The organism is Pseudomonas sp. GW823-FHT05G12 (assembly GCF_058795575.1).
The window spans coordinates 2,548,946-2,574,170 of sequence record NZ_CM179501.1 but is presented as its reverse complement, the minus strand read 5'-3'; the positions used below and the strand labels follow the sequence as shown (position 1 = coordinate 2,574,170).

Here is a 25,225-nt window from a genome sequence, read left to right as displayed (position 1 = left end):
GGCCCGAGGGGCAACTATAGTTGCTCGATCCGATCATCAGGCCTTCGTCATGCAGCCAGATACGCTTGCGTCCTTTGCACAATTGCAAGCGCGTGTCGCAGAACTGGAAGCACGCCTGGCAGAGCGCGAAGACAGCGTCCAGGCGCATGACAGGCTGCTTGGAGAACTGCTCGACAACAGCCCGGCCAACGTGTTTGCTGCCGACCGCAGGATGCGCCTGTTGGCCATCAACCGCACGGCGCGCGAAACCTTCGAGCGTTACCGAGGCTTCGTGCCGCAGATTGGCGACTACGTACCCCAGTTCCTGACCGGTCAACCCGACATCATGGGCCGCCTGGCCCCGATATGGCCGCGCATACTGGCGGGGGAAGCGTTCATCGACACCGTCACCTTCGGGCTGGACGACGCACCACGCCACTACGAAATTCGCTACCACCCGTGGCTCGATGCTCAGCAGCGAATTCAGGGCGGCTACCTGTTCGCCTATGACATCACGCAGCGCGTGACCGAACAGGAACGCCTGCAGCAGGCCGAAGAAGCACTGCGCCAGGCGCAGAAAATGGAGGCGGTCGGCCAGTTGACCGGCGGGATTGCCCATGATTTCAACAACCTGCTGGCCAGCATCCTTGGCGCCCTGGAACTGGCCGGGCAACGTCTGGTGCAGCAACGCCTGGCGGACACTGCGCAGCTGCTTGAACTCAGCCGGCACAACGCCCAACGCGCCGCAGCCTTGGTGCAGCGCTTGCTGGCATTCTCACGGCAGCAGACGCTGGTCCCGCAACGGGTCGATGTGCAGCAACTGGTGGCCGGTATGCACGACCTGATCAGCAGCTCCACCGGCCCCTATGTCGACTATCACGACCAGACGCATGCCGGACAATGGCCCATCCGAATTGACGCACAGCAACTGGAAAATGCGCTGCTCAACCTGTGCATCAACGCCCGAGACGCCATGCCGCTTGGCGGCACCTTGAGCATTGGTTGCGCCAATGTCGAAGTGCAAGGCGCCGAAGCCAGGCAACTGCGCCTGGCCGCTGGCCGGTTTCTGCGTATCCGCGTTGAAGACACCGGCATGGGTATGTCCAAAGCAGTGATGCAGCGCGCCCTTGAGCCCTTCTTCACCACCAAGCCGCTCGGCCAGGGCACTGGCCTTGGGTTGTCCATGGTCTACGGCTTTGTGCGGCAATCCGGTGGCCAGTTGGTCATCGACAGCACGCCTGGCCAGGGTACCGCCATCAACCTGTATCTCCCCTGCGATGAAAGCGTCGCCGCCGCTTCACCCTGCCCCCACGTCGAGGGGACTGCACCTGCGGTCTCACTTCAGCAGCGCGTGTGCAAGGTGATGCTGGTGGAAGACGAGCCGGCCCTGCGCCTGGTCATGCTGGAGGTATTGCTGGACCAGGGCCATGAAGTTCAAGCATTCGAAGATGGCCGCCAGGCATACAAGGCCTTGCAGGAAGCCCCTGCGCCAGACTTGCTGATCACCGATGTCGGCCTGCCCGGGGGTATCGATGGCTACCAACTCGCGGACGCCTGTCGAGATATTGCACCGCATGCCGCGGTGCTGCTGATCACAGGCTATGACCTTGCGCACAGTACGGCAAATGCGCGGCCCCACCGGCGCACCGAACTGCTGGCCAAGCCCTTCGATCTGCAAGCACTTGCCCAGGCGCTTGAACGGCTGCTGGGGAGCACCGCCCAGTCACCCTGAGTGGCTATTCGCCTGCAGGTGAACACGTTAAAGTCAGGACTTTTCATTGGCCGGACGCAGGCATGCCTTCTCGTGATCTGAACTCACTGCGCCAACAAGTCGAAGACCTCCAGCGACAGAACACACTGCTGGAGCAACGGCTTGCAAGCCACCAGGCGCACGATCAGGACTTCTATCGCTCACTGTTCGACACCATGGACGAAGGCTTCTGCATCATCGAGTTCTTCGATGGCCCCCATGGCCCCCTGAGTGACTACGTGCACGTGCTGGCCAACGCAGCCTATGCCAAACACGCCGGCATCCCCAACGTGGTCGGGCAAAAACTGCGCGAGATGGTGCCCGATGAGGCGGATGACTGGGTGGCCCGCTATGGCTCGGTGCTTCGCACCGGCGAACCGCTGCACTTCGAGCAGGAACTGATTGCCACGGGCCACGTGCTGTCGGTGACCACTTTTCGCATAGAACCTGCCGAGAAACGCCAGGTAGCGGTATTGTTCAAGGATGTCACCGAGCGCCGGCGTGCAGAGCAGGCCCTGCAGCGCCTGAACGAAGAGCTCGAACAACGGGTGAATGCCGCACTGGCGGAGCGACGCTTGTTTGCCGAGCTGGTCGATCACAGTGTGGTCAATGTGCATGTGGTCGACAAGGACCTGCGCTGGCTCGCTGTCAATCGCCAAGCCAGGCATGACTTCCACCTGCTGTACGGGAGGACACCCGAAATCGGCGACTACCTGCCCGGGTTGTTCGAGGATGGCACCGCCGGCCAGACGCCTATTCTGCCGATGTGGCAGCGCGCCCTGGCAGGCGAGCAGTTCATCGAGATCGGCACCTTCGGCAAGCCCCCCGCGGTGCGTCATTATGAGTTGCGCTTCAACGCCTTGCGCGACCCCATAGGCGAGGTACAGGGCGCGTTTCTGTTCGCCTATGACATCAGTGAGCGAGTGCAGGAGCAGGAACGCTTGGCCAAGGCCGAAGCGGCGCTGCGCCAGGCACAGAAGATGGAGGCCGTAGGCCAGCTCAGTGGCGGCATTGCCCACGACTTCAACAATTTGCTGGGCGGCATCCTGGGCGCCCAGGAGTTGATGCGTCAACGCCTGGACCAGTCACGCTTCGACGCCCTGGCGCCCTTGCTGGAGCTGTCCAGCAGCGCGGCGCAGCGGGCCTCTTCGCTGGTGCACCGGCTGCTGGCATTCTCCCGCCAGCAGACCCTGCAACCCTGCTCCACGCAAGTGGCCACCTTGGTGGCCGGCATGGAAGACCTGCTGCGCCGCACCATCGGCCCGGCGATTACCCTGAGCAGCCGCTTCGCCAGCCAGCTGTGGCCGACCTTCATCGACCCTCCCCAACTGGAAAGCGCCTTGCTCAACTTATGCATCAACGCGCGCGATGCCATGCCTGCCGGGGGTGTGATCGAGATCATCGGCGACAACCTGCTGCTTGACGACGAGCAGGCCGTGGCAATGGAACTGCCGGCCAGCGAGTTCGTGCGGCTGAGCATCGTCGACAACGGTAGCGGCATGTCGGCTGAAGTTGTCGAGCGCGCAGTCGAGCCGTTCTTCACCACCAAGCCGATGGGCCAGGGCACCGGCCTGGGTCTGTCCATGACCTATGGCTTCGTGCGCCAGTCGGGTGGGCAATTACGGGTGCTGTCGGCGCCTGGCGAGGGTACCCGCATCGAGCTGCTGTTACCCCGCCACCACGAGCAAGCCCAGGCGCCAGTCAGTAAACCTCCGCGCGCGCCCTTGCAAAGAAGCAGCGAGGCTGCCAAACGCATTCTGTTGGTTGAAGACCAGACTGCCTTGCGCCTGGTGATCGGCGAAGTGTTGGAAGAGCTGGGCTATCGGGTGGACGCCTTCGAGAACGGTCCGTCTGCCCTCACCCACCTGCAAAGCGGCGAACGGCCAGACTTGCTGCTGAGCGATGTCGGCCTGCCTGGCGGCCTGAATGGCCGCCAGGTAGCCGAACGCTGCCGTGAGCGCTACCCGGACCTCAAGGTGCTGTTGATCACCGGCTACGATGAGAGCGCGGCGCTCAGCGACGGCCAACCGCTGCAAGGTACGTTGGTGTTGACCAAGCCGTTCGAACTGGAAGCACTGGCAGAGCGGGTTCGCGAGCTGCTGGAACCTTGACGGGCGCTCAGCGCCCGCCGCCCAGGTCGATGAAGCTGCCGGTGGCATAGGAGGCTTTGTCCGAAAGCAACCAGAGGATGGCCTCGGCCACTTCCTCGGGATGCCCTCCTCGGCCCATGGGCAAGCCAGGTTCAAGCTTGCTGACGCGATCCGGGTCACCCGAAAGCGCATGGAAACCGGTATGGATATAGCCTGGTCGTACGCCATTGACGCGCACGCCCTCGCCTGCCACTTCTTTGGCCAGGCCGATGGTGAAGGTGTCAAGCGCGCCCTTGGAGGCGGCATAGTCGACATACTCGTTGGGCGAACCCAGGCGTGCGGCGACCGATGATACGTTGACGATGGCCCCGCCTTGCCCGCCATGCCGGCGCGCCATGCGCAGCAGGGCGTGCTTGGCGCAGAGCATGGGGCCGACGACGTTGGTCTTCATGACGTTCAGCAGCCGGAACTCGGACATGTCCTCGACCCTGCTCTGCTGGCCGATGGTGCCGGCGTTGTTGACCAGTGCGGTGACCGGGCCGAGCTCATCGTCGACGCGCAGGAACAGCTGGATGATTTCATCTTCGACGCTGACGTCGGCGCGCACCGCGATGGCCTCGGCGCCCAGGGCGCGGACCTGGCTGAGGATGGCTTCGGCGGCCTGGTCATCGGCGTGATAATTGATGCAGATGCGGTAGCCCTGGCGGGCGGCCAGCAGCGCAGTGGCAGCGCCGATACCGCGGCTGCCGCCGGTGATGACAATGACGTTCTCCATGGGTTTGCCAATGGTTTGGGGATGGGAGCATCGACAATAGGCGAAATGGCGCTGCGTTGGAATGACGAAGATCAGCACAGCCACCCCTCTGCTGTTGATGTGGCTGTTGATCTGGCTGTTGATCTGGCTGTTGATCTGGCTTTTGATCTTGATCTTGATCTTCGCGACTTCAGGAGGCCGAACGCAGGCCTTGCGGAGGCAGGTGACGGGCATGGATGCCCGTCAAGCGCTGAGGCCCCAGGATGGGGCCTTCGGCGCGGTCCTGCCGGGAGCAAGGCCGGAGTGAGGGAACCCCGGAGCGCAGCGCAGGGGCCGGATGATGGGAGCGCAGCGTTTTTTGGTTACTTTTTGTCGCGTTTGACAAAAAGTGACTCGCCGTAAGGGCGAAAAGGTGAGTCAGTGTCGCCATCGCAAATGGACTGTTCGCTGAGCCAAAACAGACGAGTTCGCTTCTTGCTTCTTGCTTCTTGGATGTGGGCATTCACATCGAGTAGGTATTCATTCACGCAGGTGGCGCATAGTCACCTTTCCGCCCTTACGGCGGGTCACTTTTTGTCAAACGCGACAAAAAGTAACCAAAAAACGCTGGCTCCTATCATCCGGCCCCTGCGCTACGCTCCGGGGTTCCCTCGCTCCGGGCTTGCTCCCGGGAGTACGCGCTGCAGGCCCCATCCATGGGGCCTCAGCGCTTGACGGGCATCCATGCCCGTCACCTCCCTTCGCAAGCCCTACGCTCGGCCTCCTGAAGTCGCAATCCGCGGCGCCTGGGCTATCGCGCGCTTAGAAGCAAAATCAAAAGCCGAAGCGAGAGCGAGAGCGAGTGCGAGTGCACTCAATGCCCCGCCGATGCCGGGCCCGCCTTGGCGGTAAAGGGCGGCTTGGCGAACCACACCAGCAGAATCAACCCGGCAAACACCCAGCTCATCAAGGTGAAGTAATCCACCGTCGACATCATGTAAGCCTGCCCATTGAGTATCTGCTCCAACTGCGCATAACTCTGCGGGCTGGCCCCGCCCAACTGCTCAAGGGTATGCCGCGTCGTCGGGTCGAACTGACTGATGTGCTCACTCAGGTAGGCATGGTGCTGGTCCGCCCGACGGATCCAGATCCAGGTGGTCAACGAAGCCGCAAAACTCCCGCCCAAGGTTCGCAGGAATGTTGCCAGCCCCGAACCGTCGGCAATCTGGTGCGGCGGCAGGTCAGACAGCAGAATGCTCAAGGTCGGCATGAAGAACAACGCCACGCCAATCCCCATGAACAACTGCACCAAGGCCACGTGCTGGAAGTCCACCTCGCTGGTGAAACCGGCACGCATGTAGCAACTGGTGCCAATCGCCAGGAACGCCAACCCAGCCAGCACCCGCAAGTCGAACCGGTGCGCATATTTGCCCACGAACGGCGACATGATCACCGGCAGCAAACCGATCGGCGCCACCGCCAGGCCTGCCCAGGTCGCGGTATAGCCCATCTGCGTCTGCAACCACTGCGGCAGGATCAGGTTGATACCGAAGAACCCGGCATACCCCCCGACCAGCACAATGGTGCCAATGCGGAAGTTGCGGTGCACAAACAGGCGCAAGTTGACCACCGGGTGCCGGTCGGTCAGCTCCCAGATCACGAACACCGCCAGGAACACCACCGAAATCAGGCTGCCGACAATGATGAACGACGATTCGAACCAGTCCAGATCGTTGCCCTTGTCCAGCACTACCTGCAAGGCACCGACGCCGATAATCAGGGTCAGCAGGCCAATGTAATCCATCGGCTGGCGGCTGGTGACCACCGGGCGCGTGCGCATCTGCTGGCGCACCACGGCAGCAGCGAACAGGCCGATGGGCACATTGATGAAGAAGATCCATGGCCAGCTGTAGCTATCGGTAATCCAGCCGCCAAGAATCGGCCCGGCAATCGGCGCCACCACCGTGACCATCGCCAGCAGCGCCAGTGCCATCCCCCGTTTTGCCGGGGGGTAGACAGCAATCAGCAGAGTCTGGGTCATCGGATAAAGCGGCCCGGCGACCACACCCTGCAAGACACGAAAGCCGACCAGCTCGGGCATCGACTGGGCGATACCGCACAGGAACGAAGCCAGCACGAACAGCAGCGTGGCCCAGATGAACAGTTTCACTTCACCAAAGCGCCGGCTCAGCCAGCCGGTCAGCGGCAAGGCAATAGCGTTGCTCACCGCGAACGAGGTGATGACCCAGGTGCCTTGCTCGTAGCTCACCCCCAGGTTGCCGGAAATGGTCGGCAGGGCCACGTTGGCGATGGTGGTGTCCAGCACCTGCATGAACGTCGCGAGCGACAGGCCGATGGTGGTCAGCAGCAGACTCGGCGGCGTGAACTGGGCAGCGGCGTTGTTGCTCATCGTTGCGCCGTCTTGCCGGTTGCGCTGTTCTCGTGAATCAGCCGGGCGATCAGGTTGTCGGCTTCGATCAGCTGGTGGTCATACACCTGGGTGGTGTAGCTGGCCTTCTGCGGTGGCTGCTGGGCCAGGGTCGGGCCGCTCTGGTCATGCAGGTCGACTTCAACCACGGTGGACAGGCCGATACGTAGCGGGTGGTCCTTGAGCTGGTCGGGGCTGAGGTGGATGCGCACGGGTACTCGCTGGACAATCTTGATCCAGTTGCCGGTGGCGTTCTGCGCCGGCAGCAAGGCAAAGGCGCTGCCGGTGCCCGCGCCAAGGCTGTCGACCGTGCCGCTGTACTTGACCTCACTGCCGTACACATCAGCGGTGATTTCCACCGGCTGGCCGATGCGCATCTCTCGCAGCTGGGTTTCCTTGAAGTTGGCATCGATCCACACCTGATCCAGCGGGATGACCGCCATGGTCGCGGTGCCCGGCTGCAGGCGCTGGCCCAACTGGACGGTACGCTTGGCGACGTAGCCGGTGACCGGCGCGACCAGCGTGGTGCGGGCGTGGTCGAGGTAGGCCTGACGCAGGTCGGCAGCAGCAGCCATGACATCGGGGTGCGACGACACTACGGTGTCGTCGACCAGCGCGCTGCTGGTGCTGAGCTGTTGCCGCGCGCTGTTGACGGCGGCCTGGGCAACGCTCAGGTCGTCGCGGGCATGGGACAGTTCTTCGGCGGCAATCGCACCGCTGTCAGCCAGCACCTTGCGCCGGTTGAAGTCCTGCTGCGCCTTGCGCAGTTCGGCTTGGCGCGTTTCCAGTTGAGCCTTCAGCGAGTCGACGTTGCTGTACAGCCCACGGACCTGCCGCACGCTGCGTGCCAGCTTGGCTTCGGCGGACTGCAAGGCCACTTCGCTGTCGGCCGGGTCGAATTGCAGCAACACCTGGCCGGCGTGGACCAGGTCGCCGTCATCGGCCCCGATGCTGGTAACGGTGCCAGCGACCAGCGGGGTGATCTCCACCACGTTGCCGTTGACGTAGGCATCGTCGGTGCTTTCGTGCCAACGCCCGACAATGCTGTACCAGGCCCATGTGCCGACCCCGGCAAGGATCAGCAGCAACAGCAGGCCAAGCAGCCAAGCCTTGCGCTTGCGCGACGGCTCAGGCGCGACGGAGGGAGTCGGGGTGTCTGTGGGAGTGGCCATGACAATACCTTGGATAATTCGTTACAGGGTTCAACGGTCGCCGAAGCGGCGGATCGTCAACGGGTCGCCAGCACTGAGCAGCACCTTGGCCAGCAGGCCTTCCAGGGTCTTGAGCTCTTCAGGTGCCAGCACGCCGCACAACTCGTTCATGGCGGCGGCGCCGATTTCCGGCAGGCGGTTGGCCAGGCGCTGGCCGTCGGCGGTGAGTGCCAGGCGCACCTGGCGACGGTCGTCGGCGCAGCGGTTGCGCACGATCAGCTCCTTCTGCTCGAGGCGGTCGAGCATGCGGGTCATCGAACCGCTGTCCAGGCCCAGGTAACGGCACAGTTCGGCCGGGGTATCCACCTGGTACTGGGTGACGATGATCAGCACTTTGAACTGCGCGGCGGTGACGCCCTCTGACTCCAGGTGCCAGTCAAGAATGCGGTCTTTGAGGATCGCTGCGCGGCCCAGCAACATGCCGATGGCGCAGGTCTGAAAGTTTTCGGGGGAGAAATGGGCCATCGTTGACTGCTCAGTTAAGTGTGTAGAAATATTACTGCTTAGGCAGTTAATGTCAAAGCCTTCATTAGGCAGCTATTAAATATTCGTGTTTTCTGCCGGTCACACCGCCCCCGCAGGCGCGCCCTGCGGCCCATCGCGACACACAAGGCCGCCCCTGCCAGGGCCTGCGTAAGGGCGGTTAACGTGCTCGCAGGCCCAGCGCCTCCACCGCCCCGCAAGCAATCGCCATTCCCACCAGCTCTGCCAGGCTGCCCGCCTGCAACCGCTTCATCACCCGGCCTCGGTACAGGTCCACGGTCTTGACGCTGATGCCCAACTGCTCGGCAATCTCGCGGTTGTTCAACCCTTGGGCCAACGGTACGAAGACGTCTCGCTCACGCGGCGTCAGGCCGTCGATGCGCGCCTGCACCAACGCCACCGCCTGATCGCCCTGTCGCGCCAGCCCGGCGTGCTCCAGCGCAGCCTGAACGCTGTCGAGCAGCAGCTGATCGTTGTAGGGTTTTTCGATGAAGTCGCAGGCGCCGGCCTTGAACGCCCGCACCACGATCGGCACATCGGCATGACCGCTGACGAAGATCACCGGCACCATCAGGCCACGCTCGCGCATCGCCTGCTGCACAGCCAGCCCGCCCAGCCCCGGCATGCGCACATCCAACAGCACACACGCGGGCCCATCATCGACGCAGGCGTCGAGAAACGCCTGCCCGCTGGCAAACGGCAAGGCTTGCAGGCCCACCGACTGCAGCAGCCAGACCGTAGAGTCGCGCATACCCTGGTCGTCATCGACCACATACACTTTTGCTTGCAACACTGCCTCCCCTTATTCCCTGCTGACCGCCAGCCGGCAGCACAGTACCAGACCGCCGTTGTCACCCGCCCGCGCCCACAGGCTGCCACCGAAGCCTTCGATCAGGCTGCGGCTCATGCTCAAGCCCAAGCCCAGGCCGTCGGCCTTGCTGGTGGTAAAGGGCGTGAAGATTTCATCCAGCCGCTCGGGTGCCACGCCCGGGCCCTGGTCAGCTACCTCGACCAGCACCCCATCGCCATCGCGCGCCGCGCAGAGCAGGATACGTGACGGCCGCTCCCCCTGCTGCTCGCGATTGGCATCGATGGCATTGCGCAGCAGGTTGAGCAGCACCTGCTCCAGCAGCACCCGGTCGGCATACACCAAGGGCAGCTGAGCGCTCATGCGAAGCTCCACCTGCACCTGGTCCCGCGCGGCTTCCCAGGCGCACAGGCGCATGGCTTCGCCGGCCAGCTCGGCCACGTCCAGTGCCTGCAGGCGGCGCGGCCCCTTGCGCAGAAAGGCACGCAGACGGCGGATCACTTCGGCGGCATGGGTGGCCTGCTCGCTGATACGCTGCAGGCCCTGGCCTACCCGCTCGCGAGCCTGGGGATCACGTTCCAGGCCCTGCAGGTAACGCTGACTGGCGTTGGCATAGTTGACCACGGCGGCCAGTGGCTGATTGATCTCATGGGCGATGCCCGAGGCCAGCTCGCCCAGGGTAGCGAGGCGGGCACTGTGCGCCAGGCTTTCCTGCGCTTCGATGCGCAAGGTGATGTCGCGGGACACGCTGACCACCTCCACCACCGCGCCGGTATAGGTCTCGCGGATCGCCCGGCTGGCGATTTCGAACCAACGGTAGTCACCTGCCGCCTGGCGTACCCGGCAAGTCATCGTGTGGTAGCCGTCCTGGTCCAGTGCGGCTGAGGCCTGACGCAGTACCTGACGCCGCTCGCGCGGATGCAGCAGGGTATGTACAGGCATGCCACGCAGCTGCTCGGGCCACAGGCCGAGCAGGCGGTAGGCTGCCGGTGAGGCATCGAGAAAGCGGCCATCGGGGCTGTGCCGGGAAATCAGGTCGGTGGTGTTTTCGATGATCAGCCGATACAGGCGTCGGGCGCGGTTGGCTTCGCGTGCGCCATGGCGCTCTTCACTGGCATCGCGGCAGCGCCCCAGCACCTGCTGGCCCTGGTTGTCCGGCATGAACGTCCACAACACGATGCGTTCGCCGACCTGCACTTCGACATCGCTGATCGCCCGATGCTGACGCAGACAGGCACGCACCAGGGCGGCGCAATTGGCCGGCAGCCAGCGAGCCAGCTCGGGCCCTTCGGCGACCCAGGCCTGCAATGCCGGGTTGAGTGCCAGCGGGCTTGCATCACTGGCCAGCAACAGACTGGGTTGCGGGTCTTTGCCAAGCAAGGGGTAAGCAGTGTCATCCACGGTAGGCGGCCTGTTTTTATAGTAGTTTTACTATATTGCTATAGTCGATATTCCTAATACCATAGCGACTCGCGTAAAACTGCGACAGAGGGGGCGGCCCACCGTCCGCCCCCTGCACCCTGAACAGAGCTAACAATCAGCCATCGGGGGCCAGGTGCACAGGCTGCGTCTGCCTCCCTTACAGGATTACCGCATGTCGATCTATGCCCAGGGCCTGATGCCCGCTGCCGTCAACCATGTCGCCCTCACCCCGCTGAGCTTCATTGAACGCACCGCCGCCGTGTACGGCAACTACCCCGCCGTCATCCACGGCGCCATCCGCCGCAACTGGCAAGAAACCTACCAACGCTGTCGGCGCCTGGCCAGCGCCCTGGCCGGTCGTGGCATTGGCCGTGGCGACACCGTGGCAGTGATGCTGCCCAACACCCCGACCATGCTCGAGGCGCACTTCGGCGTACCCATGACCGGTGCCGTGCTCAATACCCTGAACGTGCGCCTGGATGCCGAGGCCATCGCCTTCATGCTGCAGCATGGCGAGGCCAAGGTACTGATCACCGACCGCGAGTTCCATGCGGTCATCGAAGGCGCTCTGGCACTGCTTGAACACCCGCCGCTGGTGGTTGATGTGGATGACCCGGAGTACGGCGAGGGCCGCGCGGTCAGCGAGCTGGACTATGAGGCCCTGCTCAACGAAGGCGACCCGGAATTTGCCTGGGAATGGCCCGATGACGAGTGGCAGGCCATTTCGCTGAACTACACCTCCGGCACCACCGGCAACCCCAAGGGCGTTGTCTACCACCACCGCGGCGCCTACCTGAACGCACTGGGCAACCAGATGACCTGGGCCATGGGCCACCGCCCGGTGTACCTGTGGACGTTGCCGATGTTCCACTGCAACGGCTGGTGCTACCCCTGGACCATCACCGCCCTGGCCGGCACCCATGTGTTCCTGCGCCGGGTCGACCCGCAGAAGATCCTGACCCTGATCCGCGAGCACAAAGTCAGCCACCTGTGCGGTGCGCCGATCGTGCTCAACGCACTGGTCAACATGCCCGAGGCGGCCAAGGCAGCCATCGAGCACCCGGTGCAGGCCATGGTCGCCGGCGCCGCACCACCGGCCAAGGTCATCGGCGCCGTGGAGCAAATGGGCATCAAGGTCACCCACACCTATGGCCTGACCGAGGTCTACGGCCCGGTGACCGTGTGTGCCTGGCATGACGAATGGGATGCGCTTTCGCTGGAAGAGCGTGCACGGATCAAATCTCGCCAAGGCGTGCGCTACCCGACCCTCGACGGCCTGATGGTCGCCGACCCGCAAACCCTTCAGCCAGTACCCCGCGACGGCGATACCCTGGGCGAAATCTTCATGCGCGGCAACACGGTGATGAAGGGCTACCTGAAGAACCCTGAAGCCACCGCCGAAGCCTTCCGTGGCGGCTGGTTCCACACCGGCGACCTGGCCGTGTGGCATGCCGACGGCTATATCGAGATCAAGGACCGGCTCAAGGACATCATCATTTCCGGTGGCGAGAACATCTCCACCATCGAGGTCGAAGACGCCCTGTACAAGCACCCGGCAGTGCTGGAAGCCGCCGTGGTGGCACGCCCGGATGAAAAATGGGGCGAGACCCCGTGCGCCTTCGTTGCCTTAAAGCCAGGCCGGGAGGACACCCGTGAAGCCGACATCACCAGTTGGTGCCGCGAGCACCTGGCCGGGTTCAAGGTGCCGAAGACCGTAGTGTTCGGCGAGCTGCCCAAGACCTCGACCGGCAAGATCCAGAAGTACGTGCTGCGCGACCGGGCCAAGGCCCTCTGATGCCGTAGCCACTCCCCTTCAGGCGCAGCACACGGCTGCGCCTGAAGGTTCAGCGCACGCCCAACCCTCCCCCACTATTGCTAGAGCTGCCGATGACCACTTATTCCGCCCCCCTGCGCGACATGCGCTTCGTCCTGCATGACGTGTTCAACGCTTCGGGCCTGTGGGCCCGACTGCCCGCCCTGGCCGAACGCATCGATGCCGACACTGCCGACGCCATTCTCGAGGAAGCATCCAAAGTCACCGGCCAGCTGATCGCCCCGCTCAGCCGCAACGGTGACGAGCAAGGTGTGTGCTTCGACGCAGGCCAAGTCACCACCCCCGAGGGCTTTCGCGAGGCCTGGAACACCTACCGCGAAGGCGGCTGGGTCGGCTTGGGCGGCAACCCGGAATACGGCGGCATGGGCATGCCAAAGATGCTCGGCGTGCTGTTCGAAGAGATGCTCTACGCGGCTGACTGCAGCTTCAGCCTGTATTCGGCATTGAGCGCAGGCAGCTGCCTGGCGATCGATGCCCACGCCAACGAAGCGCTCAAGGCCACTTACCTGCCACCGCTGTACGAAGGCCGCTGGGCCGGCACCATGTGCCTGACCGAACCCCATGCCGGCACTGACCTGGGGCTGATCCGCACCCGCGCCGAGCCTCAGGCCGATGGCAGCGTGCGCATCAGTGGCAGCAAGATCTTCATTACCGGCGGCGAGCAGGACCTGACCGAGAACATCGTCCACCTGGTGCTGGCCAAAATGCCGGATGCGCCCGCCGGTGCCAAAGGCATATCGCTGTTCCTGGTGCCCAAATTCCTGGTCGAGGCCGATGGCCGCCTGGGCGCGCGCAATGCTGTGCATTGTGGTTCGATCGAGCACAAGATGGGCATCAAGGCCTCGGCGACCTGCGTCATGAACTTTGACGGTGCCATCGGTTACCTGGTGGGCGAGCCGAACAAGGGCCTGGCAGCGATGTTCACCATGATGAACTACGAGCGCCTGTCCATCGGCATACAGGGCATCGGATGTGCCGAAGCCTCCTACCAGAGCGCCGCCCGCTATGCCAACCAGCGCCTGCAGAGCCGCGCAGCGACTGGCCCGCAGGCACTCGACAAGGCGGCCGACCCGATCATCCACCATGGTGATGTCCGGCGCATGCTGCTGACCATGCGCACCCTCACCGAAGCAGGTCGGGCGTTCGCCGTCTACGTTGGCCAGCAACTGGACGTGGCACGCTATGCCGAAGACGCTGGCGAGCGCGAGCATGCCCAGCGCCTGGTGGCACTGCTGACACCGGTGGCCAAGGCATTCTTCACTGATAACGGCCTGGAAAGCTGCGTGCTTGGCCAGCAGGTGTACGGCGGTCATGGCTACATCCGCGAATGGGGCCAGGAGCAACGGGTGCGAGACGTGCGCATTGCACAGATCTATGAAGGCACCAACGGCATCCAGGCCCTTGATCTGCTGGGGCGCAAGGTGCTGGCCGACGGTGGCCAGGCGTTGGCCAGCTTTGCCAGCGAAGTGCGCGCCTTCAGTGTGGATGCGCCCTTGCACCGCGAGGCCCTGCAGGCGAGCCTGGCGCGGCTGGAGGCCACCAGCAGCTGGCTGCGGGCGCAGGCTGGCGAGGATGCCAACCTGGTCAGCGCGGTAGCGGTTGAGTACCTGCAGCTGTTCGGGCTGACGGCCTATGCGTACATGTGGGCGCGGATGGCGGCGGTGGCGCTGGCCAAACGTGATGAGGACGACGCGTTTCATGGCGCGAAGCTTGCCTGTGCGGCGTTCTATTTCCAGCGGGTCTTGCCGCGGGGGTTGGGGCTGGAGGCGAGCATTCGGGCCGGTAGTGGCAGCCTTTATGGGCTAGAGGCCACACAGTTCTGACCGGTGGGTCGCCGACGCGCTTGTTGCAAGGGCAGCCGTGTGCTGCGAAGAGGCCGGTACCTGCAAACACTGACATCTTCGCAGCACCAGGCTGCACCGGAGGCCATTGCAGGCATCGTCTTTTGCCCGCGAAGGGTTCTCAAACACTGAAAAACCGTGGCTAATCCGACGAAAAACCGGCACAACTGATAGTCATTCGCCATTACATTGGTTCTCGGGAGCCCTCCCGCAAGGGTAGAATGCGCAAAACCCGGAGCCGCAATGAACCACGACCGCCTCAATCCCAACCCAGACGATGCCATCACCGACGCCGCAGCGCATTGGTGCATGCGCCTTCACGCCGAAGATTGCACGCAGGCCGAGCGTGAAGCATTCGCTGACTGGTTGGCGGCCGACCCGCGGCATGACGAAGAATATCAGGCGATGCTGGAAATCTGGCAAACAGCCGACCTGCTGCCGCGCAGCGCCACCGTCATCGACTTCAACCCACCCGCCAGACACGCCGCCCGCCCTCGCAACTGGCGGCCGCTGGCGTCTGCTGCGGCCATCGCCCTGGCAGTGCTGCCGCTGGCCGGCTGGATGGGGTGGGAACAGGGCTGGTTGCCCAACCACTACCAGCACTTCGAAGCCGGTGACCGCATGCAGACCGTGGAGCTCAGCGACGGCAGCACGGTACAGCTCAACCTCCACACCGAACTCACCTTCCTCAACTACAAGGACCAACGCCAGGTCACGCTCAAGCGCGGCGAGGCGTTCTTCAAGGTGCGACACGACAGCAGCCACCCGTTCATCGTGCGTGCCGGCAGTGGCCAGACCCGGGTCACCGGCACCCAGTTCAACGTGTGGAAGTACCAGGACCAGGTGAAGGTCACCCTGGTGGAAGGTTCAGTGCTGGTGTCCAGTGAGGGCAATGCCGGTGGCTACCGCCTTGGCCCTGGCATGCAGGCCAGCTACCACAAGGGCGACTTCGAGCCGCAGCTGGAGCAAAGCGACGACTATGGCAACAGCCTGGCATGGCGCAGCGGCAAGCTGGTGCTCGATAACCTGAGCCTGGAACAGGCGCTGCCGGTGATCAACCGCTACCTCGACGCCCCGCTGCTACTGGCCGATGCCAGCACCGGCCGCATTCGCATCAGCGGCATCTACAACACCCGTGAAGTGGGGCACCTGGTCAACAACCTGCCCAAAGTCCTGCCGGTCTACCTGACCCGCAGCAAGGACGGCAGCACCGTGCTCAATCGCATCTCGCCGCCGCCCGACAAGGGCTGACGCCCTCCCCGCCTTACAAGGTCATCGCTGCCAACCAGCCGAACGCCATCAACGGCAGGTTGTAATGGATGAAGGTGGGCACCACGGTGTCCCAGATGTGGTGGTGCTGGCCATCCACGTTCAGGCCCGAGGTCGGGCCCAGGGTCGAGTCCGAGGCAGGCGAACCTGCATCGCCCAACGCACCGGCAGTACCGATGATGCACACCGTGGCCAACGGGTCGAAGCCCAGTTGCACGCACAGCGGCACGAAGATCGCAGCCAGGATCGGCACGGTGGAGAACGACGAGCCGATCCCCATCGTCACCAAAAGGCCTACCAACAGCATCAGCAAGGCACCGATGCCCTTGCTGTGGTCGATCCACTGCGCCGAGGTTTCCACCAGGCTCTTAACCTCACCGGTGGCCTTCATCACCTCGGCAAAGCCGGACGCGGTAATCATGATGAAGCCGATCATGGCCATCATCTTCATGCCTTCGGTGAACAGGTCGTCGGTCTCTTTCCACTTGACGATGCCCGACAGCGAGAAGATCAGGAAACCGACCATGGCACCGATGATCATCGAGTCCAGCAACAGCTGGACGATGAAGGCTGCAGCGATCGCCAGCCCGGCCACCAGCAAGGTCAGCGGGTTGTACTGCACGCTCACCTGCTCCACCTGCTGGATGCGCGCCAGGTCGTAGTCACGTTTCTTGCGGTAGCTGATGAACACCGCCACCAGCAGGCCGACGAGCATGCCGGCAGCCGGGATGGCCATGGCGTGGGTGACGTTGACGCCGCTTACATCGACACCCGCGCGGGCAACATTGGCCAGCAGGATCTCGTTGAGGAAGATGTTGCCGAAGCCCACCGGCAGGAACATGTACGGGGTGATCAGGCCAAAGGTGATCACACAGGCGATCAGCCGGCGGTCGATACGCAGGCGCGTCAGCACGTACAACAGAGGGGGTACCAGCAGCGGAATGAAGGCAATGTGGATGGGCAGGATGTTCTGGGACGACACGGCCACCGCCAGCATCAGGCCGATCATCAGCCATTTGAGCTTGCCGCCATTGGCGTCGCCCCGCCGGTCGATCATGCCCAGGGCGCGGTCGGCCAGCGCATGCGCCAGGCCAGACTTGGCAATCGCCACGGCAAAAGCACCCAGCAGTGCATAGGACAAAGCCACCGTGGCACCACCACCGAGGCCACCGTTGAAGGCCTTGAGCGTGCCTTCGATGCCCAGGCCGCCCACCAGCCCACCGGCCAGGGCGCCGATGATCAGGGCGATGACCACGTGCACGCGGGACAGGCTGAGTATCAGCATGATGCCGACCGCGGCGATCACTGCATTCATGGTTGGCTTACCTCATTACGACAGAAAAAAGCGCGAACTCTGAAGCAGTGGGCGGCAGATGTCAAAAGCGCCTTGATGCGGCGCGTTAGTGGCGTTCAAATTTAAATTGAATGTTTGAATAAAGAAAAAACGGCAGGGGCCGATATTGTGGGAGGCAGCGAGGTGCCTGGCGGGAGCGCTTTGACACCTCCCGGCCCCATCGCAGATACAGCCATAACCCTTATTGCCAAAAAGGGATCCGCCCCCATGCCTTTGCGACAACTTTCCATCCAGTGGAAGATCACCCTGCTCGCCGGTCTCTGTCTGGCCGCTATCGTCACCTTGCTCGTCGGCCTGTCGCTGTACCGCATGGATCACAGTTCGGACCTGGTCAAGGCCAGCAGCATGCAGATGCTGACCGAGGCGGCGCAGTCGCGTATCGAGTCACAAGGTGAAGTGCAAGCGTTGAACATTCGCCGCCAGTTCATGGATGCCTACCAGTACGGCGCCGGCTTCGCCCGTCAGGTGCTGTTCCTGCGCGAGCAGGCCGAAAAGCGCTTTCTCGATGCCTTCGACCTGCGCGAGGACATGACCCGCCAGGTGCGCGCCGCACTGCAAGCCAACCCCGACCTGCTCGGCCTGTCACTGGTGTTCGAGCCCAATGCCCTGGACAACAAGGACAGCCTGTTTGCCGGCAAGGCAGAATTGGGCAGCAACGAAACCGGGCGCTTTGCCCTGTACTGGTCGCAGCCACGCGCTGGCCAGCTGACCTCGATGGCCCTGCCCGAACATGACATGGCCAACACCGAGATCGGCCCCAGCGGCCAGCCGGCCAACACCTGGTGGGTATGCCCACGCACCTCCGGCAAGGTGTGTGTGGTGGAGCCCTACTTCTACGACATCGACGGCCAGCAGGTGCTGATGACCAGCATCGTGTTCCCGCTGGCGGTCAACGGCAAGATCATTGCCACCCTGTCCATCGACATCAACCTCAATAGCCTGCAGGCACTGAGCCAGGAGGCCAGCCGCAGCCTCTACGAAGGCCGCACCACGGTCGGCATTCTCACCCCGGTCGGCCTGTTGGCCGGCTACAGCGCCGATGCCAGCAAGCTGGCCCAGCGCTTCGACCAGGTAGACCCGACCAAAGGCGCCGAGCTGGTGCGCAAGCTGGCCGAGGGCAAGCTGACCACCCTCCACGACCGGCAGCGCTTGAAGGTGCTGGCGGCATTCCGGCCAATCCCGGACGCCCAGCCCTGGGGCGTGTTGCTGGATGTGCCGGAAAACGCCCTGACCGGGCCGGCCGAAACCCTGAAGCAGGAACTTGACGCGCTCAATACCAGCGGCACCTTGCTGGAACTGAGCCTGGGCCTGGCCGCCGCCATTGCTGGCTTGCTGCTGGTATGGCTGATGGCCCGCGGCGTTACCCGGCCGATCCTCGGCGTGGCAGCCATGCTGAAGGACATTGCCAGCGGCGAAGGCGACCTGACCCGTCGCCTGACCTACCAGAAACAGGACGAACTGGGCGAACTGGCCGGCTGGTTCAACCGCTTCCTCGACAAGTTGCAGCCAACCATTGCCGAGGTCAAACGCTCGGTGCAGGCCGCTCGAGGCACGGCCGACCAGTCCTCGGCGATTGCCACTGAAACCAGCGCCGGCATGGAACAGCAGTACCGCCAGGTCGACCAGGTGGCCACCGCCTCGCATGAAATGAGCGCCACCGCCCAGGACGTTGCCCGCAGCGCCGCCCAGGCTGCGCAGGCGGCGCGCGATGCCGACCAGGCCACCCGCGAGGGCTTGGCGGTAATCGACCGCACCACCAGCAGCATCGGAGCCCTGGCTGCCAACATGAGCGACACCATGGCCGAAATAGAAGGCCTGGCGCAGAACAGCGAGAAGATCGGCTCGGTACTGGAAGTGATCCGCTCGATCGCCGAACAGACCAACCTGCTGGCGCTCAACGCTGCCATCGAAGCTGCCCGCGCCGGAGAGGCCGGCCGTGGCTTTGCCGTGGTCGCCGATGAGGTGCGCAACCTGGCCCAGCGCACTCAGGAGTCGGTGGAAGAAACCCGTCAGGTCATCGAAGCCCTGCAGAACGGCACCCGCGAAGTGGTCGGCGCCATGGACCACAGCCACCGCCAGGCCCAAGGTGGCGTGGAGCAGGTCGGCCAAGCCGTCACGGCATTGCAGCGCATTGGCCAGGCGGTGACGGTGATCACCGACATGAACCTGCAGATCGCCTCTGCCGCCGAGGAGCAAAGCGCGGTAGCCGAGGAAATCAACAGCAACGTGGCGACCATTCGTGATGTCACTGAATCCCTGTCTGGCCAGGCCAACGAGTCGGCGCGGGTCAGCCAGTCGCTGAACAGCCTGGCCAACCAGCAGCAAGCGCTGATGGACCAGTTCCGCGTCTGAAGCGAACGGGGCCACTCCAGTGGCCCTGAAACTGACAAAACCTCGTCGTCTACACTTGCCCCACTGCCAAGGCGTGGCGAACGACGAGGTTTACATGAAGAGCATTTCAACGCTGCTGGCCGGCCTGCTGTTGACGGTGGGTTTGGCCAGCACCGACAGCGCCGCATCGGCAGAGCAACCTGCGCCTATCCATTTTGGTGCCATCGGCTGGGAAAGCGGCGCCCTCACCACCGAGATCCTGCGCCTGATCGTGGAGCGCGGCTACGGCTACCGCACCGACACCCTGCCTGGCAGCACGGTCAGCATGGAGGTGGCCCTGGCGCGCAATGACCTGCAAGTGATCGCCGAGGAATGGGCCGGGCGCAGCCCTGCCTGGGTCAAGGCCGAACAGGCCGGCCAGGTGTTCGCACTGGGCGATACGGTCAAAAATGCAGAAGAAGGTTGGTGGGTACCGGCCTATGTGATCGAGGGCGATGCCGCACGCAACCTGAAGCCCGTGGCGCCTGAGCTGCACAGTGTCGAGGACCTCAAGCGTTACCCGCAGGTATTTTCCGACCCCGAATCGCCCGGTAAAGGGCGTTTTCTCAACAGCCCAAGCGGCTGGACGTCTGAAACCGTCAACAGCCAAAAGCTCAAGGCCTATGGCCTGGATGGTCTCTACAACAACTTCCGCAGTGGCTCCGGCGCCGCGATGGACGCCGAGATCGGTTCGGCAATCCGGCGCGGCAAACCCGTGCTGTTCTACTACTGGAACCCGACCCCGCTGATGGGGCGCTACAAGCTCATCCGGCTGGAAGAACCCCCGTTCGATGCCCAGGCCTGGGCCACCCTCACCGACCCCGCCAACCCCAACCCGAAAGGCAGCCGCTCGCTGCCGGCAAAGTTGTCGATTGGCGTGTCCAAAGCCTTTCGCGAAACCTACCCAGACCTGGTCAGCGTGTTCGAACAGGTAGACCTGCCCATCGATCGCCTGAACAAGGCCCTGGCCGTCATGAGCGAAAAACGCACGCCCGCGCGCGAAGCCGCCCTGACCTTCCTGCGCGATAACCGCGAGGTGTGGAAAGCCTGGCTGCCGGCGGACATCGCCGCCAAGGTCGAGGCCAGCCTGTGAGCAGCGGTTTCCCGCAGACCCTGCAGTTTTCCTTTGCCGACAGCATCAACCGCCTGGTCGACTGGTTGGTATTGAACTACGGCGACCACCTGCGCAGTTTGTCTGACCAGTTGCTGCAACTGCTGGTCGGCCTGGAGAACCTGTTGCGCCTGTTGCCTTGGTGGCTGTTGTTGTTGCTGGTGGGTCTGCTGGCCTGGCACGCCAGCCGCAGCCTGCTGCGCAGCGCCGTGCTGGTCGCGCTGCTGGCCTTGATCGGTATGCTCGGGCTCTGGGACAAGTTGCTGCAGACCCTGGCCCTGGTGCTGGTCAGTACCGGCCTGTGCGTACTGGTGGGTGTACCGCTGGGCATCCTGCTGGCCGCCCGGCCACTGGCCAGACGGCTGCTGTTGCCGGTCCTCGATGTGATGCAGACGCTACCTGCGTTCGTTTACCTGATCCCGGTGCTGATGCTGTTTGGCCTGGGCAAGGTGCCTGCCGTGTTCGCCACGCTGATCTACGCCCTGCCGCCGCTGGTGCGGTTGACCGAACTGGGCCTGAGCCAGATCGACCCCTCGTTGTTGCAGGCCGCACACGGCCTTGGCGCAAGCCGCTGGCAGCGGTTGCGGCGCATTGCCCTGCCCCTGGCGCTGCCAAGCATCATGGCCGGGCTCAACCAGTCGGTCATGATGGCCTTGTCGATGGTGGTCGTGGCGTCGATGATCGGCGCCCGTGGGTTGGGTGAGGATGTGCTGGCGGGAATCCAGACCTTGAATGTTGGCCAAGGGATGGAGGCCGGGCTGGCAATTGTCGCCCTGGCCATGGTGATCGACCGGATCAGCCAGGCCTATGGGCGTAGCAGTCGCTGAGCCGTATCGGCAAGGCCTGGAAGCAGCCTTGTGCTGCGAGAGGGCCGGGCCTGACAATACGCCTCTGTCAGCTGAGAGCCGGACCTCAACCGCATGTCCCTGAAAGCCCTGCGCACCTTGGTGACCATCGCCCGCCACGGCACCTTTGCCCGCGCCGCCGACCTGCTCAGCCTCACCCCCTCGGCGGTCAGCCTGCACATCAAAACCCTCGAAGACGAACTGAAGGTGACCTTGTTCGACCGTAGCCGCAGGCAGGTGGTGCTGACCGAAGCCGGCCAGTTGGCGGTGGCCCGCGCCGAAAGCCTTCTGGCTGCCTATGACGAACTGGCCGATGCCCTGGCCAGCGGCCCAAGCCTGCGCGGCCGCTTGCGCCTGGGGGCGATACACACGGTGCTGGCGCGGCGTTTGCCCAAGGCGCTGGTGTGGATCAAGGCCCATCACCCGCAGCTACACATCAGCGTGGCCTCGGGCATGTCGGCGGAGCTGGCGCGGCGCGTGGAAGACGGTGAGCTCGATGCAGCGATCACCACCGAACCGGTCAGCCCTTACCCGCAGAACCTGGACTTTACACCGCTGTTCGAGGACCGTTTCTGGGCCATTGCCAGCCCTGAGCTGGCCGGGTATAGCGTGCCGCAGTTGCTGGCCAGCCAGCCATTCCTGCGCTTCGACAAGCGTGCCTGGGCCGGCCGGCAAATCGAGCAGGAGCTACGCCGCCAGCAGGTGCAGGTGAGCGAACTGATGGAGCTGGACAGCCAGGAAGCCCTGGCGCGCATGGCGGTGATGGGCCTGGGCGTGGCGGTCATCCCCATGGCGGATGACGACCTGCAACGCTTGCCACCCGCCACCTGCCTGCCGTTTGGCGAGCCGCAGCTGACCCGGCGGGTGGTGTTGCTGGAGCATGAAAAAAGCCAGCGGCGGCATTTGAGTGCGGTGTTGAAGACCGCCCTGGAAGCCTGAAGCCAGGCTGATCCAAGGCGCGATATGCCCCCACCAACATGCATTTTTCCTCAACGGTCACTGAAGAAAACAACGTTTTTACAGATCGATCCGCCCCCGTAGTCTGTGCACGTACCCGACCACGGAATGCTCACCATGCTGCACTTGCTGCTAACCACCCTGCTCCCCATCATCCTGCTGATTGCCCTGGGTACCTTCCTGCGCCTTCGCGGTTTTCTTGCCGAAAGCTTCTGGCCTGGTGCCGAGCGCCTGAGCTACTACGTCCTGCTGCCGTCGCTGTTCCTTCATGGCCTGGCCACCGCCAACCTCGATGGCATACCGGTGCTGGGCATGGCCGGCGCACTGATGCTCTCGACCCTGGCCGGTGCCGTGTTGCTGGTGCTGTATCAGGGCGCGGCGAACCATGATGGAGCCGATTTCACTTCGGTGTTTCAGGGCGGTATCCGCTTCAACAACTACATCGGTGCCACCCTGGCTGCGGGGATTTACGGCAGCGCCGGGATTGCCCTGGCGGCGGTGGCCAACGCAGCCATCGTGCCCTTGGTCAACCTGCTCTGCGTGCTGGTGTTTGCCCGCTTCAGCGCCCGTCACAGTTCGCCCGCCACAGTGCTTCGGGCGATCTTCGCCAACCCGTTGATCGTCGGCTGCGCAGGGGGGCTGGTGCTACGGGCCACGGGGCTGGGCTTGCCGGCCGGTATCGACGCCACGGTCAAGGCCTTGGGCCAGGCCGCACTGCCTTTGGGCCTGCTGTGTGTCGGCGCTGCCCTGGGCGGCGCCAGCCTCGGCCAGCAGGTACGGCCGCTGATGGCGGCATCGACGTTCAAGTTCCTGGTCATGCCACTGACCACCTGGGGCGTTTGCCGGCTGCTCGGCCTGAGTGGCCAGGCAGCGGTGGTGGCGGTGTTGTTCCAGGCGCTGCCAACCGCTTCGTCATCTTATGTCATGGCCCGGCAAATGGGCGGCAATGCGCCACTGATGGCCACCCTCATCGCCCTGCAGACCGTGGCTGCGGCCGCCACCCTGCCTTTGGTATTAATGCTTACGCTTGGCTAGACTGAAATTCTGCCCACTGCCTGGTAATGTGCCCATGCGCCTTCACTTGATGCTGATCGGCTTGACCTCGGCCCTGCTCGCAGACCCCCTGTATGCCGCTGATCCAGCCAAAGCCGCCGTTGCCGAGGACAAGGCCGCAGTGCTTGAAGAAAAGGTCGTCGAAGATGCGCCGCCCCCCAGGAAGGCAGAGAAACTGACCCCAGGCGAAACGCAGGCAGTGGACCCGGCTGGCCAGGCGCCGCTGGATGACAGCATCACCTGCCTGGCACGTACCATCTACTGGGAAGCCAAAGGCGCCGACGCCAAAGACATGACCGCAGTGGCCAGTGTAGTGCTCAACCGCCTGGGCCACGATGGCTTTCCCGACACCATCTGCGCGGTAGTCAAACAGGGTGTGGAGACCAAGGCCTGTCAGTTCTCATGGTGGTGTGACGGGCGCCCGGACCAGGTCGAGGAACCGCAACGCTACGACGTTGCCAAAGAGATCGCACGCAAGGCGCTGAACCAGCAGTTGAAAGACCCCACCGGCGGTGCGTTGTACTTTCACGATCGAACGGTGCGCCCCGACTGGGCGAAGGCTTATCGCAAGACCGCGCAGACCACCCACTTCCTGTTCTACAAGCCGAACCAGGCGTTGGCCCATTGACGCGTAAACGGCTGACAACGCCGGCCCGATGCGAATGACTGGCACCTGACCGCACTTTTCCACGGGCCTGGGGTCTACTCCCTCTTTTGCCGCCAGTAACGATTGCCGGTGTTTTCATTGCCTTGCACGACCTCGGGCCAAAAGCCCCGGGCTTGTGTAGGATGAGCAGCGCACACCACGACGCTGCCAGTCATAGGGAGATCCACATGCGCGTCCTGACATCCGTTGTCGCCTTGTCACTGGGCCTGGTCGTTTCGACCGGTGCGCTGGCAGCCACCGGCGAAGAGGCGCAGTTGATCGATTCGATCAATGTCTACCGCAGCAAGGCCCAGCCCTGCGGTGGCGAGGCGTCGTTGGAACTGCCGCCGCTCAACAGCGACACACGCCTTGCGCTGTCGCCAGAGGGCACCCGCGACCTGCAACAGGCCATGACCCGCGCCGCCTACCCCATGGTCAGCGTCCAGGCCATCAGCCTGTCGGGGCCACGCGACGCACGCGCCGCCATGCATGCCATCGAGGAAAGCTTCTGCCAGGTGGTGCTCGACCCGCAATTCGTCGATATCGGCGTCAGCCAGGAGGGCCGCGACTGGCGCATCGTGCTGGCCCGGCCGCTGCTCAGCGGCCGCCTGGGCGACTGGCAGGCCGAGGGACAGAAGGTGCTGCAGGAGGTCAACGCCGCGCGCAAGGTGCCACGGCAATGCGGCGGCCAGCCGTTTGCCGCCGCCCCGCCACTGAGCTGGAGCACAGTGCTGGCCGGGGTCGCCGCCAACCACACACGGGCCATGGCCAACCAGAACTTCTTCGACCACATCGACAAAGATGGCCGCACACCCGGTGACCGGGCGGAACTGGCCGGGTACCTGTACCAGCAGATCGGCGAAAATATCACCGCCGGGCGTGACACCGCGCAAAAGGTCGTCAACGGCTGGCTGGACAGCCCGGGGCACTGCGCCACGCTGATGAATCCGGACTTCCGTGAATTGGGCGCTGCCTATGCGATAGACCCCAAGAGCGATGCAGGGATCTACTGGACAGGGTTGTTCGGGACGCCGCAATAGA

The 25,225-nt window shown here is 63.9% G+C and carries 19 protein-coding genes and 1 pseudogene; 13 read left to right on the top strand and 7 right to left on the bottom strand.

Features of this window, described 5'->3' with window-relative positions; all coding sequences use genetic code 11:
• Positions 1-49 precede the first annotated feature (49 nt).
• Positions 50-1,711, top strand: coding sequence for a PAS domain-containing sensor histidine kinase (locus tag AC3RCM_RS11680; protein ID WP_198748101.1), 1,662 nt, complete (start codon positions 50-52; stop codon positions 1,709-1,711).
• A gap of 62 nt (positions 1,712-1,773) precedes the next feature.
• A complete protein-coding gene (locus tag AC3RCM_RS11675) occupies positions 1,774-3,840 on the top strand; it encodes a PAS domain-containing protein (protein WP_409320378.1) in 2,067 nt (688 codons plus the stop codon).
• 7 nt (positions 3,841-3,847) lie between these two features.
• On the opposite strand, the gene AC3RCM_RS11670 is transcribed toward AC3RCM_RS11675, so the two are convergent.
• From AC3RCM_RS11670 to AC3RCM_RS11645, 6 genes are all read right to left on the bottom strand, one after another.
• Positions 3,848-4,594 carry an SDR family oxidoreductase gene (locus tag AC3RCM_RS11670; protein WP_088512710.1) on the bottom strand — a complete coding sequence of 249 codons (747 nt, stop codon included), beginning with the start codon at positions 4,592-4,594 and terminating at the stop codon, positions 3,848-3,850.
• 832 nt (positions 4,595-5,426) lie between these two features.
• Positions 5,427-6,962, bottom strand: coding sequence for a DHA2 family efflux MFS transporter permease subunit (locus AC3RCM_RS11665; RefSeq protein ID WP_004575310.1), 1,536 nt, complete (start codon positions 6,960-6,962; stop codon positions 5,427-5,429).
• Positions 6,959-8,152, bottom strand: a complete 1,194-nt coding sequence (locus tag AC3RCM_RS11660) for an HlyD family secretion protein (RefSeq protein ID WP_104887753.1) — start codon at positions 8,150-8,152, stop codon at positions 6,959-6,961. The genes AC3RCM_RS11665 and AC3RCM_RS11660 overlap by 4 nt, the downstream gene beginning before the upstream one ends.
• Positions 8,153-8,182: 30 nt before the next feature.
• Positions 8,183-8,656 carry a MarR family winged helix-turn-helix transcriptional regulator gene (locus tag AC3RCM_RS11655; protein WP_010954405.1) on the bottom strand — a complete coding sequence of 158 codons (474 nt, stop codon included), beginning with the start codon at positions 8,654-8,656 and terminating at the stop codon, positions 8,183-8,185.
• Positions 8,657-8,834: 178 nt separating this feature from the next.
• A complete protein-coding gene (locus AC3RCM_RS11650) occupies positions 8,835-9,467 on the bottom strand; it encodes a response regulator transcription factor (protein WP_492629619.1) in 633 nt (210 codons plus the stop codon).
• Positions 9,468-9,476: 9 nt separating this feature from the next.
• A complete protein-coding gene (locus AC3RCM_RS11645; RefSeq protein WP_492629618.1) occupies positions 9,477-10,883 on the bottom strand; it encodes a sensor histidine kinase in 1,407 nt (468 codons plus the stop codon).
• 193 nt (positions 10,884-11,076) lie between these two features.
• On the opposite strand from AC3RCM_RS11645, the gene AC3RCM_RS11640 reads away from it, so the two are divergent.
• The 3 genes from AC3RCM_RS11640 to AC3RCM_RS11630 all read left to right on the top strand — a co-directional run bounded on the left by AC3RCM_RS11640 (position 11,077) and on the right by AC3RCM_RS11630 (position 15,830).
• Positions 11,077-12,699, top strand: coding sequence for an acyl-CoA synthetase (locus AC3RCM_RS11640; protein WP_019437073.1), 1,623 nt, complete (start codon positions 11,077-11,079; stop codon positions 12,697-12,699).
• Positions 12,700-12,791: 92 nt separating this feature from the next.
• Positions 12,792-14,561: an acyl-CoA dehydrogenase C-terminal domain-containing protein gene (locus AC3RCM_RS11635; protein WP_492629617.1), complete on the top strand. Its 1,770-nt coding sequence runs from the start codon at positions 12,792-12,794 to the stop codon at positions 14,559-14,561.
• 261 nt (positions 14,562-14,822) lie between these two features.
• A complete protein-coding gene (locus tag AC3RCM_RS11630) occupies positions 14,823-15,830 on the top strand; it encodes a FecR family protein (protein WP_064492545.1) in 1,008 nt (335 codons plus the stop codon).
• A gap of 13 nt (positions 15,831-15,843) precedes the next feature.
• Here the strand turns inward: AC3RCM_RS11630 and AC3RCM_RS11625 are convergent, their stop codons facing one another.
• The gene (locus tag AC3RCM_RS11625) at positions 15,844-17,163 is read right to left on the bottom strand and encodes a Na+/H+ antiporter family protein (RefSeq protein WP_064492546.1); all 1,320 of its coding nucleotides are present in this window, start codon (positions 17,161-17,163) and stop codon (positions 15,844-15,846) included.
• A 246-nt stretch (positions 17,164-17,409) separates the two neighbouring features.
• Between AC3RCM_RS11625 and AC3RCM_RS11620 the strand changes: the two are divergent.
• From AC3RCM_RS11620 to AC3RCM_RS11585, 8 genes and pseudogenes are all read left to right on the top strand, one after another.
• A pseudogene (locus AC3RCM_RS11620) lies at positions 17,410-18,648 on the top strand (methyl-accepting chemotaxis protein); the annotation flags it as partial.
• Between the two features lie 150 nt (positions 18,649-18,798).
• Positions 18,799-19,554 carry a methyl-accepting chemotaxis protein gene (locus AC3RCM_RS11615; RefSeq protein ID WP_241792063.1) on the top strand — a complete coding sequence of 252 codons (756 nt, stop codon included), beginning with the start codon at positions 18,799-18,801 and terminating at the stop codon, positions 19,552-19,554.
• 94 nt (positions 19,555-19,648) lie between these two features.
• Positions 19,649-20,665: an ABC transporter substrate-binding protein gene (locus tag AC3RCM_RS11610; protein WP_104887756.1), complete on the top strand. Its 1,017-nt coding sequence runs from the start codon at positions 19,649-19,651 to the stop codon at positions 20,663-20,665.
• Positions 20,662-21,510 carry an ABC transporter permease gene (locus tag AC3RCM_RS11605; protein ID WP_049587118.1) on the top strand — a complete coding sequence of 283 codons (849 nt, stop codon included), beginning with the start codon at positions 20,662-20,664 and terminating at the stop codon, positions 21,508-21,510. Before AC3RCM_RS11610 ends, AC3RCM_RS11605 begins: the two co-directional genes overlap by 4 nt.
• 93 nt (positions 21,511-21,603) lie before the next feature.
• Positions 21,604-22,467 (top strand): LysR family transcriptional regulator, encoded by an 864-nt coding sequence (locus AC3RCM_RS11600; protein WP_003247790.1) that lies wholly within the window; start codon positions 21,604-21,606, stop codon positions 22,465-22,467.
• A 135-nt stretch (positions 22,468-22,602) separates the two neighbouring features.
• Positions 22,603-23,520, top strand: coding sequence for an AEC family transporter (locus AC3RCM_RS11595; RefSeq protein WP_019751855.1), 918 nt, complete (start codon positions 22,603-22,605; stop codon positions 23,518-23,520).
• A 34-nt stretch (positions 23,521-23,554) separates the two neighbouring features.
• Positions 23,555-24,166 carry a cell wall hydrolase gene (locus tag AC3RCM_RS11590; RefSeq protein WP_003247785.1) on the top strand — a complete coding sequence of 204 codons (612 nt, stop codon included), beginning with the start codon at positions 23,555-23,557 and terminating at the stop codon, positions 24,164-24,166.
• A gap of 206 nt (positions 24,167-24,372) precedes the next feature.
• Positions 24,373-25,224, top strand: coding sequence for a CAP domain-containing protein (locus AC3RCM_RS11585; RefSeq protein WP_010954417.1), 852 nt, complete (start codon positions 24,373-24,375; stop codon positions 25,222-25,224).
• Position 25,225: the final 1 nt, after the last annotated feature.